This window comes from Pseudomonas azerbaijanoccidentalis (assembly GCF_019145495.1).
In the GTDB taxonomy this organism is placed as follows: Bacteria; Pseudomonadota; Gammaproteobacteria; order Pseudomonadales; family Pseudomonadaceae; genus Aquipseudomonas; species Aquipseudomonas azerbaijanoccidentalis.
Map to the genome: position 1 here is coordinate 145,424 of NZ_JAHSTU010000002.1, position 17,578 is coordinate 163,001.

Annotated in this window: 15 protein-coding genes and 1 riboswitch; of the genes, 11 read left to right on the forward strand and 4 right to left on the reverse strand. The window is 61.4% G+C overall.

Going from position 1 to position 17,578, the window contains the following annotated elements:
- Positions 1-12 precede the first annotated feature (12 nt).
- Both KVG88_RS07220 and KVG88_RS07225 read right to left on the reverse strand, forming a co-directional pair.
- Complete coding sequence (locus KVG88_RS07220) at positions 13-1,401, reverse strand: sensor histidine kinase (protein WP_217870963.1); 1,389 nt, start codon at positions 1,399-1,401, stop codon at positions 13-15.
- Positions 1,394-2,065 (reverse strand): response regulator, encoded by a 672-nt coding sequence (locus KVG88_RS07225; protein WP_150705055.1) that lies wholly within the window; start codon positions 2,063-2,065, stop codon positions 1,394-1,396. Before KVG88_RS07225 ends, KVG88_RS07220 begins: the two co-directional genes overlap by 8 nt.
- Before the next feature lie 390 nt (positions 2,066-2,455).
- On the opposite strand from KVG88_RS07225, the gene KVG88_RS07230 reads away from it, so the two are divergent.
- From KVG88_RS07230 to KVG88_RS07245, 4 genes are read left to right on the forward strand one after another with little or no spacing between them, the layout of a single operon-like run.
- Positions 2,456-3,433, forward strand: coding sequence for a Bug family tripartite tricarboxylate transporter substrate binding protein (locus tag KVG88_RS07230; protein ID WP_077184197.1), 978 nt, complete (start codon positions 2,456-2,458; stop codon positions 3,431-3,433).
- A gap of 58 nt (positions 3,434-3,491) precedes the next feature.
- Positions 3,492-3,950 carry a tripartite tricarboxylate transporter TctB family protein gene (locus KVG88_RS07235; RefSeq protein WP_217870964.1) on the forward strand — a complete coding sequence of 153 codons (459 nt, stop codon included), beginning with the start codon at positions 3,492-3,494 and terminating at the stop codon, positions 3,948-3,950.
- A gap of 1 nt (position 3,951) precedes the next feature.
- Positions 3,952-5,466: a tripartite tricarboxylate transporter permease gene (locus KVG88_RS07240; RefSeq protein ID WP_150705057.1), complete on the forward strand. Its 1,515-nt coding sequence runs from the start codon at positions 3,952-3,954 to the stop codon at positions 5,464-5,466.
- The gene (locus tag KVG88_RS07245; protein WP_150705058.1) at positions 5,459-6,493 is read left to right on the forward strand and encodes an AbrB family transcriptional regulator; all 1,035 of its coding nucleotides are present in this window, start codon (positions 5,459-5,461) and stop codon (positions 6,491-6,493) included. The genes KVG88_RS07240 and KVG88_RS07245 overlap by 8 nt, the downstream gene beginning before the upstream one ends.
- A gap of 93 nt (positions 6,494-6,586) precedes the next feature.
- Here the strand turns inward: KVG88_RS07245 and ung are convergent, their stop codons facing one another.
- Entirely contained in the window at positions 6,587-7,279 is a 693-nt protein-coding gene (gene ung / locus KVG88_RS07250; protein WP_217870965.1) for a uracil-DNA glycosylase, read from the reverse strand.
- A gap of 132 nt (positions 7,280-7,411) precedes the next feature.
- Between ung and dspII the strand changes: the two genes are divergently transcribed.
- Positions 7,412-8,524, forward strand: a complete 1,113-nt coding sequence (gene dspII, locus KVG88_RS07255; RefSeq protein WP_217870966.1) for an enoyl-CoA hydratase/isomerase DspII — start codon at positions 7,412-7,414, stop codon at positions 8,522-8,524.
- Positions 8,525-8,575: 51 nt separating this feature from the next.
- Here dspII and KVG88_RS07260 read toward each other — a convergent pair whose 3' ends face one another.
- Positions 8,576-9,034 carry a hypothetical protein gene (locus KVG88_RS07260; protein ID WP_217870967.1) on the reverse strand — a complete coding sequence of 153 codons (459 nt, stop codon included), beginning with the start codon at positions 9,032-9,034 and terminating at the stop codon, positions 8,576-8,578.
- A gap of 380 nt (positions 9,035-9,414) precedes the next feature.
- Positions 9,415-9,515, forward strand: a riboswitch (guanidine-I (ykkC/yxkD leader).
- A gap of 62 nt (positions 9,516-9,577) precedes the next feature.
- Between KVG88_RS07260 and KVG88_RS07265 the strand changes: the two genes are divergently transcribed.
- From KVG88_RS07265 to uca, 6 genes are all read left to right on the forward strand, one after another.
- Positions 9,578-10,648, forward strand: coding sequence for a putative urea ABC transporter substrate-binding protein (locus KVG88_RS07265; RefSeq protein ID WP_217870968.1), 1,071 nt, complete (start codon positions 9,578-9,580; stop codon positions 10,646-10,648).
- Positions 10,649-10,663: 15 nt separating this feature from the next.
- Positions 10,664-11,479, forward strand: a complete 816-nt coding sequence (locus tag KVG88_RS07270; RefSeq protein WP_150705063.1) for an ABC transporter permease — start codon at positions 10,664-10,666, stop codon at positions 11,477-11,479.
- Positions 11,476-12,264 carry an ABC transporter ATP-binding protein gene (locus KVG88_RS07275; protein ID WP_217870969.1) on the forward strand — a complete coding sequence of 263 codons (789 nt, stop codon included), beginning with the start codon at positions 11,476-11,478 and terminating at the stop codon, positions 12,262-12,264. The genes KVG88_RS07270 and KVG88_RS07275 overlap by 4 nt, the downstream gene beginning before the upstream one ends.
- A gap of 13 nt (positions 12,265-12,277) precedes the next feature.
- Positions 12,278-13,003, forward strand: a complete 726-nt coding sequence (locus KVG88_RS07280; protein WP_217870970.1) for an urea amidolyase associated protein UAAP1 — start codon at positions 12,278-12,280, stop codon at positions 13,001-13,003.
- Between the two features lie 11 nt (positions 13,004-13,014).
- Positions 13,015-13,656: an urea amidolyase associated protein UAAP2 gene (locus KVG88_RS07285; RefSeq protein ID WP_150705066.1), complete on the forward strand. Its 642-nt coding sequence runs from the start codon at positions 13,015-13,017 to the stop codon at positions 13,654-13,656.
- Positions 13,657-13,938: 282 nt separating this feature from the next.
- On the forward strand, positions 13,939-17,571 hold the full coding sequence (gene uca, locus KVG88_RS07290) for an urea carboxylase (RefSeq protein WP_217870971.1): 3,633 nt from the start codon (positions 13,939-13,941) through the stop codon (positions 17,569-17,571).
- The last annotated feature ends 7 nt before the right edge of the window (positions 17,572-17,578 follow it).

Here is a 17,578-nt window from a genome sequence, read left to right on the forward strand (position 1 = left end):
GAACAGCCCCCCTCACTCCCCGGCAATAAAACTCACCCGCACTTTCAACCCCGCCAGCTCACCATCGTGCAGGCTAATCTGCGCCAGGTGCGCGCGGCAAATCTCGCCGACAATCGCCAACCCCAAGCCTGATCCCGCCACTTGCTGGTTGCGTCGGTAAAAACGTTCGAATACCCGATCCCGCTCATCCAGCGGAATCCCGGGACCATCATCTTCAACCTCCAGCACCGCCGGTGCCGAGACTCGCAAAATGACATTGCCGCCTGGCGGTGTGTGGGCCAGGGCGTTGTCCACCAGATTACTCAACAGCTCGTTCAGCAGCGTCGGTTCACCGCGCAACCAGACCGGCTCATCCGCCTCCAGCGCCAGTGCCACGCCACGTTTATGGGCCAACGGTGCCATGGCCATACCCAGCTCACGCGCCAATTGACTGAGATCCAGCAACTGCGCTCCACCTTCGGCAATTGCCCGGGCGCCGTTTTCGACCCGCGCCAACGAGAGCAACTGATTGGCCAGATGCGTCAGGCGGTCGGTGCCCTGCGCAGCGGTTTCCAGCGTGCTGCGCCAGATTTCGGGTTCGCTTGCTCGCAGGCCCAGTTCCAGTCGCGCCTTGAGGGCTGCCAATGGGGTACGCAATTCATGGGCGGCATCGGCGATGAACTGCGCCTGTCGTTCGAACTGTTCGCGCAGGCGTTCAGTAAAGTGATTGAGCGCGCGCACCAGCGGCCACAACTCGCGCTGGACTTCCACCAACGGTAGCGGACGCAAATCGTCGGACTGCCGCTCCTCCACCGCCGTGCGCAAACGCTCCAGCGGACGCAACGCCGCACTGACCGCAAACCATACGATCATCAGTGCACCGATTGCCAACATGCCCAGACGCAACAAGGTATCGGCCGCCAGACTGCGGGCCATGCTGACCCGTGCTTCATCGGTTTCCGCCACGCGAATTTCCGCCATGCCGTTCATGTTCGGTTCACTGACCGGTTTGAGCAGGCTGACCACGCGCACGTTCTGTCCGCGATAAGTGGCGTTGTAGAAACTCGCCAGTGCCGGGTAATCGTCGGTGCGCGGGGTGCCGGGCGGCGGAGCCGGAAGGTTTTCGTAGCCGGAAATCAAGTTCTGGTGGATGTCGTTGACCAGATAGAAAATCCGCCCGGCACTGTCGTAGGCGAAGGTATCGAGGGCCACGTACGGCACGTCGGCACTGAGGGTGCCATCGCGCTGGGATACACCGGCGGCAATGGTTCGTGCGGACGCCAGCAGCGTCCGGTCATAGGCGGTGTCGGCGGCTTCGCGACCGTTCCAGTAGGCGCTCAAACCGCTGGCCAGCATCAACACCACCAGCAGCAGCGCCAGGTTCCACAGCAACCGCCAGCGCAGACTGCTGGGCTTATGCATCACGGCTTTCCAGTAAGTAGCCGAGACCACGGAAGGTCACAATAGCGACCGGCTGGCCATCGAGTTTCTTGCGCAAGCGGTGCACGTAGATTTCGATGGCGTCGGGGCTGGCCTCTTCGTCGAGGCCGAAGACCTGGGAGGCCAGTTGCTCCTTGCTCATCACTCGTCCGGGTCGAGCGATCAGCGCCTCCAGCACGGCTTGCTCGCGGGAGGTCAGGGTCAGCAGTTCCTCGCCAAGCGTGAAGCGCCGAGTCTCCAGATCGTAAGCCAGCACGCCACAGCGTTGCAGACGCTCACCGCCCAGCACGCTACGGCGCAGCAAGGCTTTGACCCGGGCTTCGAGCTCGGTGAGTTCGAAGGGCTTGGCCAGGTAATCGTCGGCACCGAGGTTCAGGCCATGCACCCGATCCTTGACGTCACTGCGCGCCGTCAGCATCAACACCGGCAGGTTTTTGCCGCGTGCGCGCAACCGTGCGAGCACTTCGAAACCATCCATGCGCGGCAAGCCAACGTCGAGAATCGCCATCGCGTATTCCTCGCTACTCAACGCCAGGTCGGCGGCCACGCCATCGTGCAGGACATCCACGGTCAAGCCGGTGCTCTTGAGCGCCTGGGCGACACTTTCGGCGAGCTGCAGATGGTCTTCGACGAGCAGGACACGCATGGACAGTTACCTCGTTCAGGGATGGTCGACGCCATTCTTTGGCGCGGAGTTTACAGCGGCATCCGCCGCTGTGAAGCCCGAAAAACCGTGAAAGCCCGATGAAAGGTTAGCGAAAGGTTCGACCGTTAGAGTCGATTTACGGATGGTTTCGATCGCAGCCATCGATCCTGCTTTGAAATGTAGCTCCCGAAAAACGCCTCGATGCGTTTTCGCCAATAAGAACAATAACGAGGTACTTCGCCATGCTGTCCACCCAGCTCCAGATTTGCCCGCCGCGCGACTTTTCCCGCTCCCCATCGTTTACGCTTGCCGGCGCCGTCAACGGCTGCGCGAAGCGAAACCGCCGCACCTGAAACATCCCCAAAAACAACAACTCCCGTGGAGACAAAAATGAATCGATCACTGCGCCGTTTCGCCCTCGCCGCCAGCTGCATGCTGTTTGCTGGCCAACTGATGGCCGAGCCCAAACGCCCCGAGTGCATCGCCCCGGCCTCGCCGGGCGGTGGTTTCGACCTGACCTGCAAACTGGCGCAGAGCGCGCTGGTCAACGAAAAACTGCTGACCAAACCGATGCGCGTGACCTACATGCCCGGCGGTGTCGGCGCGGTGGCCTACAACGCAGTGGTCGCCCAGCGGCCGGCCGATGCAGGCACCCTCGTGGCCTGGTCCAGCGGTTCGCTGTTGAACCTGGCGCAAGGCAAGTTCGGTCGTTTCGATGAAACCAACGTACGCTGGCTGGCCGCCGTCGGCACCAGCTACGGCGCCATCGCGGTGAAAAGCGATTCGCCCTACAAGACCCTCGACGACCTCGTTCAGGCACTGAAGAAAGATCCGAGCAAAGTGGTGATCGGTTCCGGCGGCACCGTCGGCAGCCAGGACTGGATGCAAACCGCGCTGATCGCCAAGGCCGCCGGGATCAACCCGCGTGACCTGCGTTACGTCGCCCTCGAAGGCGGCGGCGAAATCGCCACCGCCCTGCTCGGCGGCCACATCCAGGTTGGCAGCACCGACATCTCCGACTCCATGCCGCACATTCAGAGCGGCGACATGCGCCTGCTGGCGGTGTTCTCCGACAAGCGTCTGGACGAGCCGGAAATGAAAGACATTCCGACCGCTCGCGAGCAGGGCTACGACATCGTCTGGCCGGTGGTTCGCGGCTTCTACCTGGGGCCAAAAGTCAGCGACGAAGACTACGCCTGGTGGAAAGACTCCTTCGACAAACTGTTGGCCTCGCCCGAGTTCGCCAAGTTGCGTGATCAGCGTGAACTGTTCCCGTTCGCCATGACCGGCCCGGAACTGGACACGTACGTGAAGAAGCAAGTCGCCGACTACAAAGTGCTGGCCAAAGAGTTCGGCCTGATTCAGTGATCGCCTCTGTCTAGCGGCTGCGACTCCGTTTGGCGGAGCCGCGGCACAGGAGTTCCCCATGCTCTTACAACGCATTTTTGCTTCGGTGCTGTTGCTGGCCTGTGTCAGCCTGGTGTTGATGGCTTTGCCCTATCAGGCACCGTTTTCCTACGAACCGATCGGCCCGCGCGCGTTTCCCCTGTTGATGCTGGGGCTGATGGGGCTGGCGCTGGTTTACATGGTGTATCGCCCCTCGCCGATCAAGCACACCGATGAAGATCCACCGATGGATCGCGAGACGCTGACCAAGATTGGTGTCTGCGTGCTGTTGCTGCTGGTGTTCGCCGGGTTGTTCGAACCGCTGGGCTTCATCCTCAGCAGCATGCTGGTTGGCATTCCGATGGCTCGTCTGTACGGCGGACGCTGGCTGCCGGGCGTGATCATCATCAGCCTGATGAGCGTCGGCCTGTACCTGCTGTTCGACAAAGTCATGGACGTGCCACTGCCTCTGGGCCTGCTCGACGTTCTGGAGAACTGATATGGATACGCTTGGTTATTTGAGTCACGGCTTCGGCGTCGCGCTAACCCCTTACAACCTGGTGACGGCACTCAGCGGCACATTGATCGGTACGGTTGTCGGCCTGCTTCCGGGGCTGGGCCCGATCAATGGTGTGGCGTTGTTGATCCCGATCGCCTTCGCGTTGGGCCTGCCACCGGAGTCGGCATTGATCCTGTTGGCGGCGGTTTACCTCGGTTGCGAATATGGCGGGCGGATCAGTTCGATCCTGCTGAACATCCCGGGCGAAGCATCAACCGTGATGACTACTCTCGATGGCTACCCGATGGCCCGTCAGGGATTGGCCGGTGTGGCGTTATCGCTGTCCGCGTGGAGTTCATTCATTGGCGCATTTATCGCGACCTGCGGGATGGTCGTGTTCGCGCCGATGCTGGCGAAATGGGCGATTGCCTTCGGTCCCGCGGAATACTTCGTGCTGATGGTTTTCGCGATTGTCTGTCTCGGCGGCATGGCGGGGGATCGGCCGCTCAAGACGTTCATTGCGGCGCTGATCGGCCTGTTCCTGTCGACCGTCGGCATCGATGCCAACAGCGGCGTGTACCGCTTCACGGGTGACAACATCCACCTCACCGACGGCATTCAGTTCGTGGTGTTGGTACTGGGTCTGTTCTCCATTAGCGAAATTCTGTTGCTGCTGGAAAAAACCCACCGTGGCCAGGAAGCCTTCCAGGCCACCGGCCGAATGTTGTTCAATTTCAAGGAAGCGGCTTCGGTGTTCTGGGTGAACATGCGTTGCGGCGTGCTCGGGTTCATCATGGGTGTGCTGCCGGGTGCTGGCGCAACGCTGGCCAGTGCCGTGGCCTACATGACCGAGAAACGCATCGCAGGCCCAAGCGGAAAATTCGGACAAGGCGACAAGCGCGGCCTGGCAGCGCCGGAAACCGCCATTGGCGCAGAAGCGTGCGGCGCACTGGTGCCGATGCTGACCCTCGGCGTTCCCGGCTCGGGCACCACGGCGGTGATGATCGGCGCGTTGTCGCTGTACAACATCACACCGGGTCCGCTGCTGTTTCAGCAGCAACCAGACATCGTCTGGGGCCTGATCGCCTCGTTGTTCATCGCCAACATCATGCTGGTGATCCTCAACATCCCGATGATCCGCATCTTCACCAAAATCCTCGCTGTGCCGAACTGGGCGCTGGTGCCGATGATCGCCATCATCACCGCCATTGGCGTGTACGCCGTGCATGCCACGACCTTCGATCTGTTCCTGATGATCGGCATCGGCATCTTCGGCTACATCCTGCGTAAGCTGGACTTCCCGTTGTCGCCGGTTTTGCTGGGTTTCATCCTCGGTGGCTTGATGGAGCAGAATCTGCGTCGGGCGCTGTCGATTTCCAATGGCTCGCTGGATATTCTCTGGTCGAGCGGTATCACCGTTGGTGTCTGGGGGTTGATCGTGGTCATGTTGCTGGTGCCGATTGTGCGCATCTGGCGTAAACGTTCGGTTGCGCGGCGCGTTGTTGCCGATGTCTGATCGAACACCTTTCAAAGCCTGGTGGGGAACCCCGCTGGTCGGCCTGCTGGGCGGTTATCTCGCCAGCCAGGTCGGCTGGCCTTTGCCGTGGATGGTCGGCTCGTTGCTGGCGATCATCCTCGTGCGTTGCCTGACACCCTGGCAACTGGCGGAAATCCCTGGCGGCCGCAAGTGCGGCCAGTGGATCGTCGGCATCGGCATTGGCCTGCACTTCACCCCGGTGGTGATGGACCAGGTGCTGAGTCATTTCGGTCTGATCTTCTTCGGTGCGTTGGTCACCAGCCTGTCGGCGGTCGTCGGCGTGTGGCTGATGCGGCGCACCGGTGAAGATCGCGCCACCGCTTTCTTTTCCAGCATGCCCGGCGGTTCCGGGGAGATGGTCAACCTCGGCGCGCGTAACGGCGCGGTGCTCAGCCGTGTGGCGGCAGGGCAGAGTTTGCGTGTCCTGGTCGTCGTTTTGTGTGTGCCGGCAGCGTTCAAATACCTGCTGGGCGATGGTGCACCGATTTCCCACGCTGGCAGCATCGATTGGCGCTGGCTGGCGATTTTATTCCCCGCCGGCGCATTGGCGGCGTGGATCTGGGAGCGCCTGCGTCAACCCAACCCTTGGCTGTTCGGGCCGTTGCTGGTCAGTGCGGCGGTCAGTATCAGCTGGGATCTGCACATTGGCCTGCCCAACGGCGGCAGCCAGATCGGCCAGTGGTTGATCGGCAGCGGGCTGGGTTGTCACTTCAATCGACAGTTTTTCCGTCGCGCGCCGTCGTTCATGGGCCGGACGCTGATTGGCACGGTGCTGACCATGTTGATTGCTACGGCAGCGGCATTGGGTTTGAGTGCGCTGACCCACCTGGATCTGCGTTCGCTGACGTTGGGCATGATGCCCGGCGGGATTGCGGAGATGAGCCTGACCGCGGAGACCCTGCAATTGTCGGTGCCGCTGGTAACGGCGATGCAGGTGATGCGGCTGTTGTTTGTGTTGTTTCTGGCGGAGCCGTTGTTCAAGTATTGGAACCGCGATCCAGAGTAAAGACCGGGTTGAATTCATCGCCAGCAGGCTGGCTCCCACAGGTGTTGTAAACACCGCAAAATTAATGTGGGAGCCAGCCTGCTGGCGATTTTTTCATACTGGCGGCAAGCGCCACTCGATCGGCGTCTCGCCATTCTGCTCCAGAAACTTGTTGGTCCGGCTGAAGTGCCCGCAACCAAGGAAGCCGCGATACGCCGACAGCGGTGACGGGTGCACCGACGTCAGCACCAGGTGCTTGGTGGCATCGATCAGTTTCTGTTTGCTCTGCGCATGGGCGCCCCACAGCATGAACACCAGATGCGGTTGCTGCTGGCTGACCACTTCAATGATCCGGTCGGTGAAAAACTGCCAGCCTTTGTCCTTGTGCGCATTGGCATTGGCGCGCTCAACCGTCATGGTGGTGTTGAGCATCAACACGCCCTGCTCGGCCCAGCTCTGCAAGTAGCCGTGGCTGGGGATGTCGATGTTCAGGTCGCGCTTCAACTCTTTGTAGATGTTTACCAGTGATGGCGGCGCCGGCACGCCTGGTTGCACCGAGAAGCACAAGCCATGGGCCTGGCCCGGGCCGTGGTACGGGTCCTGACCGAGGATGACAACCTTGACCTTCTCCAGTGGCGTGGAATTGAGCGCGTTGAAGATCATCGGGCCCGGTGGATAGATCTCCTTGCCGGCCGCCCGCTCCTGTTGCAGAAAGTTTCGCAACTCTTTCATGTAGGGCTGGTCGAATTCGGCACGCAGGGCCTCCTTCCAGCTCGGTTCGAGTTTGATACGGTCGTCAGCAGTCATGGTTACATCCGGCAAAAACAATGGGGCGAACCCTAGGAAAGCGCATCACGCTTGTCAATTGATCTGACGCAGATCCGGCACTTTCCCACACAGCGATCATACTTAACCTTCAAATTTCCGATCGAGGTCACGATGAATCTGCACTTCGAAGAACTTACCGGCACCGACGGCGCCCGCATCGGCATTGCCACGCTGGATGCCGAAAAGTCGCTGAACGCGCTGTCCCTGCCGATGATAAGCGCCCTGCGCGATCAACTGGACGCCTGGGCCAAAGAACCGCAAGTCGTTTGTGTTTTATTGCGCGGCAACGGCGCCAAAGCCTTCTGCGCCGGTGGTGAAGTGCGCAGCCTGGTGGAAGCCTGCCGCGCCCATCCAGGCGAAGTGCCACCCTTGGCCGCGCACTTCTTTGCCGCGGAATATCGCCTGGACTTCAGCCTGCACACGTATCCGAAACCACTGATCTGCTGGGGGCACGGCTATGTGCTTGGCGGCGGCATGGGGCTGCTGCAAGGGGCGAACATCCGCATTGTCACGCCGAGCAGTCGGCTGGCCATGCCGGAGATCACCATCGGCCTGTATCCTGACGTCGGCGCCAGTTGGTTCCTGTCGCGCCTGCCCGGCAAGCTCGGACTGTTTCTCGGCCTGACCGGTGCCCACATGAACGCTCGCGATGCGATCGATCTGGACCTCGCCGACCGTTTCCTGCTCGACGACCAACAAGCAGCGCTAATCGAAGGCCTGCTGCAATTGAACTGGCAGGAACAGACGCCCATACAACTCAACAGCCTGCTCAAGGCCTTGCAGCAAGAAGCCGTGGCGCAAATGCCCGAGCCTCAGTGGCTGCCACGCCGCCAGCGCATCGATGAACTGCTGGATGTCAGTGACGTGCGTTGCGCGTGGAAGGCCATCAGCCATTTGCGCGATGACACCGACGTGTTGATGAGCCGCGCCGCTCGGACCATGAGCGAGGGCTCGCCATTGACCGCGCATCTGGTCTGGGAACAGATCGCCCGCGCCCGGCACCTGTCACTGGCTGAAGTCTTTCAGATGGAATACACGTTAAGCCTCAACTGCTGCCGCCATCCGGAATTCAGTGAAGGCGTGCGCGCGCGGTTGATCGACAAGGACCAGAAGCCGCATTGGCATTGGCCGGATATCAACAATGTGCCGGATGCGGTGGTAGAAGCGCATTTCCATAAGGTCTGGGAGGGTCGGCATCCGTTGGCGGATTTATCGGAGTACTGAAATGCGAGCACAAAAAAAGCGGCGCTTGATGCGCCGCTTTTTTGTGGGTGACTAACGGTGACTACCCCGCCCATCGCGATCGCCACGACCGTTGTGGTCGCCTCGACCGCCATGGTTGTTGTTACGGCCGCCATTGTTGCCGCGGTAGTCATTATTCCAGCCGCCACGGTTGCGGCCGTCCCAGCCGTGATTCTGATGCGCGCGGTAATCGGGGCGCGCCTGATAGTGACGCGGTGCCGCCTGGTAATAGCGCGGTGACGGTTGATAGACCCGCGGCTGCGAGTAGTAGCGCGGCGTTGGCTGGTAATAGCGCGCTGGTGGCGCGTAGTAACGGGCTGGCGGCGAGTAATAACCGTCATTGGAATAGTAGCGATTGCCACCGGCGTAATAGGCCGGCGCGGGCGAGGTGTAGACCTCGGAACTGTAGTAGCTGACTCCTCCATCGGAATAAGGCACGCATGCACCAAGGGACAAACCCAACACAGCAATCAGTAGAATTCGAGAGAGCATGGCGGCCTCCTGGACCGCGGGTGAGCCACACCAGCGACGCTGGCAGGCGACAGTCAATTATTCGGTGACTGTCGAAAGATCAGACATCGATTTCGGAATCTGGTGCGTTCTCGCAACAAGTTGAAACATCTCGCCGATGAAAGGTTTTTCATCCATTCACGCGCTGATTAAGGCTGAAGGTGGATATATCACCGCGGTAATAACGACCGCTCACGCCACATCACAGTGCACCGATGCACCATCACAAAGCAGCCCTTCCCCACTGCACTCACCGAGAATCGACTCTTTCCCTTGCGCTAGACGCGTTCTGCGAACTTGGCACGCCTCTCGCTTTAACAAACCCGTGCAGGAGTCATCACAGGTTCGCAGCACCACAATTTGCAATGGCTGACTAGGGTTCCGGCTCGCAATCGCGAGTGACTGGTCCGAGAGTTGGCGACCTCCAGTTGAGGTTACACGGCGGGACAAAAGCCCGGGAGACAAAGCCACCGCTAACGGTGCCGCGTTGCCTCCTGCCCGCCCCTGATCAACTGGAGAACCACCATGTCCCAGCTTCGTTTACCCGCCGCCCTGCTCGCTGCTGCTTTTGCAGCCCTCGTCAGCGTCTCATCCCATGCCGCGCAAAAAGACCACTTCAGCGTCTGTTGGACGATTTATGCCGGCTGGATGCCTTGGGAATATGCCGGCAGCCAAGGCATCGTCGACAAATGGGCGAAGAAGTACGGCATCAAGATCGATGTGGTGCAGCTCAACGATTACGTCGAATCGATCAACCAGTACACCGCCGGCCAGTTCGACGGCTGCACCATGACCAACATGGATGCGCTGACCATCCCGGCCGCTGGTGGCGTCGACAGCACCGCACTGATCGTCAGCGACTTCTCCAACGGCAACGACGGCATCGTGCTCAAGGGCGAAGGCAAGAAAGTCGCCGACCTCAAGGGCATGGACGTCAATCTGGTCGAGCTCTCGGTTTCTCACTACCTGCTGGCCCGGGCTCTCGATTCGGTAGACCTCACCGAGAAAGACCTGAAAGTGGTCAACACCTCCGACGCCGATATCTCGGCTGCCTTCAACACCGATCAGGTCAACGCCGTCACTACCTGGAACCCGATGCTCTCGGACATCAAGGCCAAGCCTGCGGTAACCGAAGTCTTCAACTCCAGCCAGATCCCCGGCGAAATCATGGACATGATGGTGGTCAACAGCGCCACCCTCAAAGACAACCCGGCCCTGGGCAAAGCGCTGACCGGCGCGTGGTTCGAAGTGGTCGAGTTGATGAACGCGAAAAACGCCGCCAGCAAAGCCGCCCTCGAACACATGGCCAAAGCCTCGGGCACTGACCTCGCCGGTTTCCAGGCTCAACTGGACACCACCAAGCTGTTCGCCACCCCCAAGGAAGCACTTGCGTTCAGCACCAGCAAACAACTGCCGGAAACCATGCGCAAGGTCGCCGAGTTCTCCTTCCAGCACGGCTTGCTGGGTGAGGGCGCCAAGGACACCAGCGCGGTCGGCATGGCCTTCGCCAACGGCGTAACCAGCGGCGACAAAGGCAACCTCAAGCTGCGTTTCGACCCGAGCTACGTGCAAATGGCTGCCGACGCCCAGTTGTAAGAAGAGGACTTGGCCATGCGCCTGATCAATCGCCACCCGGATCGCCCGAGTCGCCTGTTGCTGGTGATCCTGCCGTTCGCCCTGGTGCTGTTCGCCTACTTCATGGGCTCGGCCGAGCGACTGGCAGACAACCCCAACGACAAACTGCTGCCCAGTGCCGTGCAGATGACGGACGCGGTGAAACGCCTGGCGTTCGTCGCCGACAGCCGCACCGGTGAATACCTGCTCTGGCAGGACAGTGCTTCGAGTCTGCGACGCCTGGCTATTGGCTTGGGTATCAGCGCCCTCGCCGGCTTATGCCTCGGTATGGCCGCCGGCACCCTGCCGCTGTTCAGTGCGCCGTTGTCGCCGTTGCTGACAGTGCTGTCGATGGTGCCGCCGCTGGCGATCCTGCCAATTCTGTTCATCGTGTTCGGGTTAGGCGAGTTGTCGAAAGTGATGCTGATCGTGATCGGCATCACCCCGGCGCTGGCCCGGGACCTGGAACAGCGCGCCCGGGAAATTCCCGTGGAGTTGCTGATCAAGGCCCAGACCCTGGGCGCTTCCACCTGGACCTTGATGCTGCGCGTGGTGCTGCCGCAATTGCTGCCACGGTTGCTGATTTCGCTGCGCCTGATGCTCGGCTCGGCGTGGTTGTTCCTGATCGCTGCCGAAGCCATTGCCTCCACCGACGGCCTCGGCTACCGGATTTTCCTGGTGCGCCGCTACCTGGCGATGGACGTGATTTTGCCGTACGTGGTGTGGATCACCCTGCTCGCATGGCTGATGGATTGGGGGCTCAAGCAACTGACCCGTCGCGCATTTCCTTGGTATGAAGGAGCGGCCAAATGAGCTTCATCACGGTGAAAAACGTCTGGCAGCAATACGCCGATCAGGTGGTGCTCGAAGGCCTCAACCTGAGCGTCAACGAGGGTGAGTTCTGCACCCTGGTCGGCGCTTCCGGTTGCGGCAAATCGACCTTCCTGCGTTTGCTGCTCGGCCAGGAACAAGCCAGTCGCGGCGAGATCCTGCTCGACGGCCAACCGCTGGCCGCTGAACCGGATGCCAGTCGTGGCGTGGTGTTCCAGCGCTACTCGGTGTTCCCGCACTTGAGCGTGCTGGACAACGTCGCCCTCGGCCTCGAACTCCCGCGCTCGCCGTTGCTTGGTCGCTTGTTTGGCAGCGCGAAAAAAGAAGCTCGCGAACAGGCTTCGGTGCTGCTGCACAAAGTCGGCCTCGGGCATTCGCTGGACAAGTACCCGGCGCAGCTCTCCGGCGGCATGCAGCAACGACTGGCCATCGCCCAGGCGCTGATCATGAAACCTCGGGTGTTGCTGCTCGACGAACCGTTCGGCGCCCTTGATCCGGGCATTCGCAAAGACATGCATGCCTTGCTGCTGGAGCTGTGGCGCGAAACCCGACTGACCGTGTTCATGGTCACCCATGACCTGTCCGAAGGTTTCAGCCTCCGCACGCGTTTGCTGGTGTTCGACAAGGTCCGCCTCGACCCGCATGCACCCGGCCGCTATGGCGCGCGCATCACTTACGACATCCCTTTGAACAGCGACCGCCGCGCCACCCGTGCCGCCGTCGACGCCTTGCCGGTGCAACTGGCGGGCACGCTTCGTATCGCTTAGAGGAGTTTTGAAAATGACAGATTCGACTCAACTGTTCCCACCGTTCGCCGAAGAAATGCTCCCCGGCGGCGGCCATCGTTCCTTCGTCTTGAAGCGCGGCCAACTGCTGCGCCTGACCGACATTCGCGGTGGCGCCAACGTCAGCCTGACGCTGCTCAACGCCAATGAAAAAACCGAACGTCTGAACCTGCCCGACAGCCTCAAATGCCAACACACCGCCAAGCTCACCACCGGCCATTGTCTGTACTCGGACATGGGCCGCGTACTGGCCGCGATCACCGCCGACACCTGCGGCTGGAGCGACAGCCTCGGCGGCGTGCTCTGCGCTGAAGAAGTCGCCGAAAAATACGGTGCGGGTCGCTATCAGGAACTGCGCAACGGCTTCTTCCGCAACGGCACCGACAACCTGTTGGTGGAGCTGGGCAAGTGGGGATTGGGCCTGTCGGATTTGCTGATGACCCTCAACCTGTTCAGCCGCGTGAACGTCGACGACGCCGGGCGTTTCCACTTTGTCGAGGGCAACTCCAAGGCTGGTGATTACATCGAGCTGTACGCGCCGATGGACACGCTGGTGGTGCTTACCGCCCTGCAACACCCGATGGACCCGTCGCCGGAGTACGCGCCGAAACCGCTGAAGCTCAGCTGGATGAATGCCGACGCCAGCGTCGCCGAACACTGCCGTACCTCGCGCCCGGAAAACGAGCGCGGCTTCATCAACACCGACCGTTTGTTCGCCTGAGGATCGCTGTCATGTCACTCGCCATCGTCAATACTGAAAAGCATCCAGAAGCCGCAATCTACCGCGCCACCATTCCGGCCGGCGAACCCTGGCTGATGGAGGTCAAGGCCGGCCAGACCTTGCGCATCCTTGATCTGGAAGGCAACCAGGCCGTCGACACCTTGTTCTACAGCGTCGCCAATCCCAAGGAACGCTACGACGTGCAGCGTACCCTGCGTCGACAGAACAGCGTGTACCTGAGCACAGGCAGCGTGCTGTATTCCAACCTCGGCAAACCGATGCTGACCATCGTCGCCGACACCTGCGGGCGTCACGACACCCTCGGTGGCGCCTGCGCGCAAGAGAGCAACACCGTGCGCTACGCCCTGGAAAAACGCTACATGCACAGCTGCCGCGACAACTACCTGCGCGCCTGCGTGCATGACGGACGGCTGGGCAAAGGTGACATCGGGCCGAACATCAATTTCTTCATGAACGTGCCGGTCACCGCTGACGGCGGGCTGACGTTCGAAGACGGGATTTCCGCACCGGGCAAGTACGTTGACCTGCGCGCCGAGATGGACGTGATCGTGCTGATCTCCAACTGCCCGCAGCTGAATAACCCGTGCAACGCCTACAACCCGACCCCTGCGGAGCTATTGGTATGGAACTGAAATTTTCGCGGTTGCGGCGTTGGTTGTTTGCACTGTGCCAGGCCCGTTCGAGCCAGTGCATCAAAAAGCTCTGACACCACACCGGATCTGTGGGAGCGGGCTTGCCCGCGATGGCGGTGTATCAGGCAACGTCAAGGTTGAATGTCCTGGCCTCATCGCTGGCAAGCCAGCTCCCACAGGGTTCGATGGTGATCTGAAGAGAACTGATTCTGCCGCCGTGGACGACCCCGGCGCTCATCGAAAAACTGCGGGACGGCCCGCATCCCCATCAGGGGTTATGCCATGTTCGAAAAAGTCCTGATTGCCAACCGTGGCGCCATTGCCTGCCGCATCCTGCGCACCCTGCGTGAACTGCAGGTCAACGGCGTTGCCGTCTACTCCGAAGCCGATGCCGCGAGCCTGCACATCCTGCAAGCCGATGAAGCCCACAGCCTCGGCGATGGTGCTGCCGCCGGCACTTACCTGGCGGTCGATAAAATCCTCGCCATTGCCAAAACCACCGGCGCTACCGCGATCCATCCTGGCTACGGTTTTCTTTCGGAAAACGCCGCATTCGCCGAAGCCTGCGAAGCCGCCGACATCGCCTTCATCGGCCCGACGCCAGAGCAACTGCGGGTGTTCGGCCTCAAGCACACCGCCCGCGCGTTGGCCAAACAACACGGCGTGCCGATGCTCGAAGGCACCGAACTGCTCGACAGCCTCGACGCAGCCCTGATCGCCGGCGAACACGTCGGCTACCCGGTGATGCTCAAGAGCACCGCGGGCGGTGGCGGCATTGGCATGCGCGTGTGCCGCAGCGCAGCGGAGTTGAGCGAGTCCTTTGAGGCGGTCAAGCGCCTGGGCCAGAACAACTTCAGCGACGCTGGCGTGTTCATCGAAAAATACATCCAGCGTGCCCGGCATCTGGAAGTGCAGGTGTTCGGCGACGGTCACGGTGAAGTGATCGCCCTGGGCGTGCGCGATTGCTCGGTGCAGCGCCGCAACCAGAAAGTCCTCGAAGAAACCCCGGCGCCGAACCTGCCCGACGGCATGGCCGAAGAGCTGTGCGCGGCGGCGATCAAACTGGCCAAAGCGGTGAATTATCGCAGCGCTGGCACTGTGGAATTCGTGTTCGACAGCGAGGCGCAGCGCTTTTATTTTCTGGAAGTGAACACTCGGTTGCAGGTGGAGCACGGCGTCACCGAACAGGTGTGGGGCGTGGACCTGGTGCGATGGATGGTGCAGCTGGCAGCCGGTGACTTGCCGCCGCTGAGCGAGCTGCTGCAGGGCTTGAAACCTGAAGGCCATGCGATTCAGGCGCGTTTGTATGCCGAAGATCCGGGCCGGGATTTTCAGCCGAGCCCGGGCTTGCTTACTGCCGTGAATTTCCCGACCGCCAACGGCATCCAACTGCGCATCGACACTTGGGTCGAAGCGGGTTGCGAGATCCCTCCGTACTTCGACCCGATGATCGCCAAGGTCATCAGCTGGGCGCCGACTCGCGAAGAAGCCCGCGCCGATTTGCATCAAGCCCTCGGCGACAGTCAGCTCTATGGCGTAGAAACCAACCGCGATTATCTGCGGCAGATTTTGCTCGATACGCCCTTCGCCAGCGGCCAGCCTTGGACCCGTTGCCTGGAAGGCCTGGTGTATCAGGCCAATACGTTCGAGGTGATCAGCGCCGGCACCCAGACCAGTGTGCAGGATTATCCCGGTCGCCTCGGCTACTGGGCAGTCGGCGTGCCGCCGTCGGGGCCGATGGACAGTCGCGCGTTGCGTCTGGGCAACCGTTTGCTGGGCAACGACGAGGGTGCGGCGGCGCTGGAAATCACCATGAGCGGGCCGTTGTTGCGCTTCAATTGCGACGCGGTGGTGGCGGTGACCGGGGCGGCGATCCCGTTGGCATTGAACGGCGAAAGCGTACCCATGAACACAACGCTGCTGATTCCGGCAGGCGCGACGTTGAGCCTCGGCACCATCGCTGGCGCCGGTGCGCGCAGTTACCTGTGCCTGCGCGGCGGCCTGCAAGTACCGGACTATCTGGGCAGCAAAAGTACTTTCACCCTGGGCCAGTTTGGCGGGCATGGCGGTCGTGCCCTCCGGGCTGGTGACGTATTGCATGTGCCAGCGCTTAAAGACCACAGCGTCGGTCAGCAACTGACTGAAGAACACGTCACCGAGTTGCCGACCGTCCGGCAGATCCGCGTGATCTACGGCCCCCACGGCGCCCCGGAATACTTCACGGAAAGCTATATCGGCACCTTCTTCGCCACGCAGTGGGAAGTGCATTTCAACTCCAGTCGCACAGGCGTACGCCTGATCGGGCCGAAACCGGAATGGGTGCGGGCCGACGGTGGCGAGGCGGGTCTGCACCCATCGAATATTCATGACAATCCGTATGCGATTGGCGCGGTGGATTTTACCGGTGACATGCCGGTGATCCTCGGCCCGGATGGCCCGAGCCTGGGCGGTTTTGTATGCCCGGTGACAGTGATCGAGGCGGATCTTTGGCAGTTGGGGCAGCTCAAGGCTGGGGACAAGGTGCAGTTCTGCCCGGTCGACCTGAATAGCGCCCGCACCCTCGCCTTGAAATGGAATCAATGTGGGAGCTGGCCTGCCAGCGATGAAGTTGATGCGGTGTCTGATCGGGCCCCATCGCTGGCAGGCCAGCTCCCACAGGGAATTGTGTCGCCTGTGGTGTTGGATTTGGGCCAAGACGATACGCGACTGGTGGCACGTCTTTCCGGTGACACCCACCTGCTCCTGGAAATCGGCGCCCCGGAACTGGACCTCGTTCTGCGCTTTCGCGCCCACGCCCTCATGCAGGCCCTGGAAAGCAAGAATCTGCACGGCGTGATCGACCTCACGCCCGGCATCCGCTCGCTGCAAGTCCACTACCAACCCGAGCAACTGCCGCTCGCCGATCTGCTCGGCATCGTCGCCGGGGAATGGGACGCGGTGTGCGCCGCCAAAGACCTGCAAGTGCCGTCGCGCATCGTGCATTTGCCGCTGTCCTGGGACGACCCGGCGTGCCAGTTGGCTATCGAAAAATACATGACCACCGTGCGCAAGGACGCGCCGTGGTGCCCGAGCAATCTGGAGTTCATTCGTCGCATCAACGACCTGCCGAACCTCGATGAAGTGCAGCGCACAGTGTTCGACGCCAGCTATCTGGTCATGGGCCTGGGCGACGTTTACCTCGGCGCCCCCGTCGCCACCCCGCTCGACCCGCGCCATCGCCTGGTCACCACCAAGTACAACCCGGCGCGCACCTGGACCGCCGAGAACTCGGTCGGCATCGGTGGCGCTTACATGTGCGTGTATGGCATGGAAGGCCCCGGTGGCTACCAGTTCGTCGGCCGCACCTTGCAGATGTGGAACCGCTACCGCGACGTCGCCGCATTCGATGGCAAACCGTGGCTGCTGCGCTTCTTCGATCAGATCCGTTTCTACCCGGTCAGCGCTGATGAACTGCTGCGTATTCGCCGGGATTTCCCCCTCGGTCGATTCGACCTGAACATCGAACACAGCCAGTTGAACCTGGCGGATTACCAGGCATTCCTGGCGCAGGAAGCCGAAACCATCGGCGCTTTTCGCGAGCAACAACAAGCCGCGTTCAACGCCGAACGCGAGCGCTGGATCGCCAGCGGCCAGGCGCATTTCGACAGCGAGGAACTGGCCCCGGAAGTGACCGAAGACGCACCGCTGGGCGACGGCCAACTGAGCATCGACAGCCATATTGCCGGCAACCTCTGGCAGGTGCAGGTGGACGTCGGCAGCCGGGTTGAGGCCGGCGATGTGCTGGTGATTCTGGAGTCGATGAAGATGGAAATCCCCGTGCTCGCGCCGATGGCCGGCGTGGTCCGCGAGATTCGCGTGCAACCCGGTTCCGCCGTGCGCGCCGGACAGCGTGTCGTGGTGCTGGCACTCGACTGAACCCATT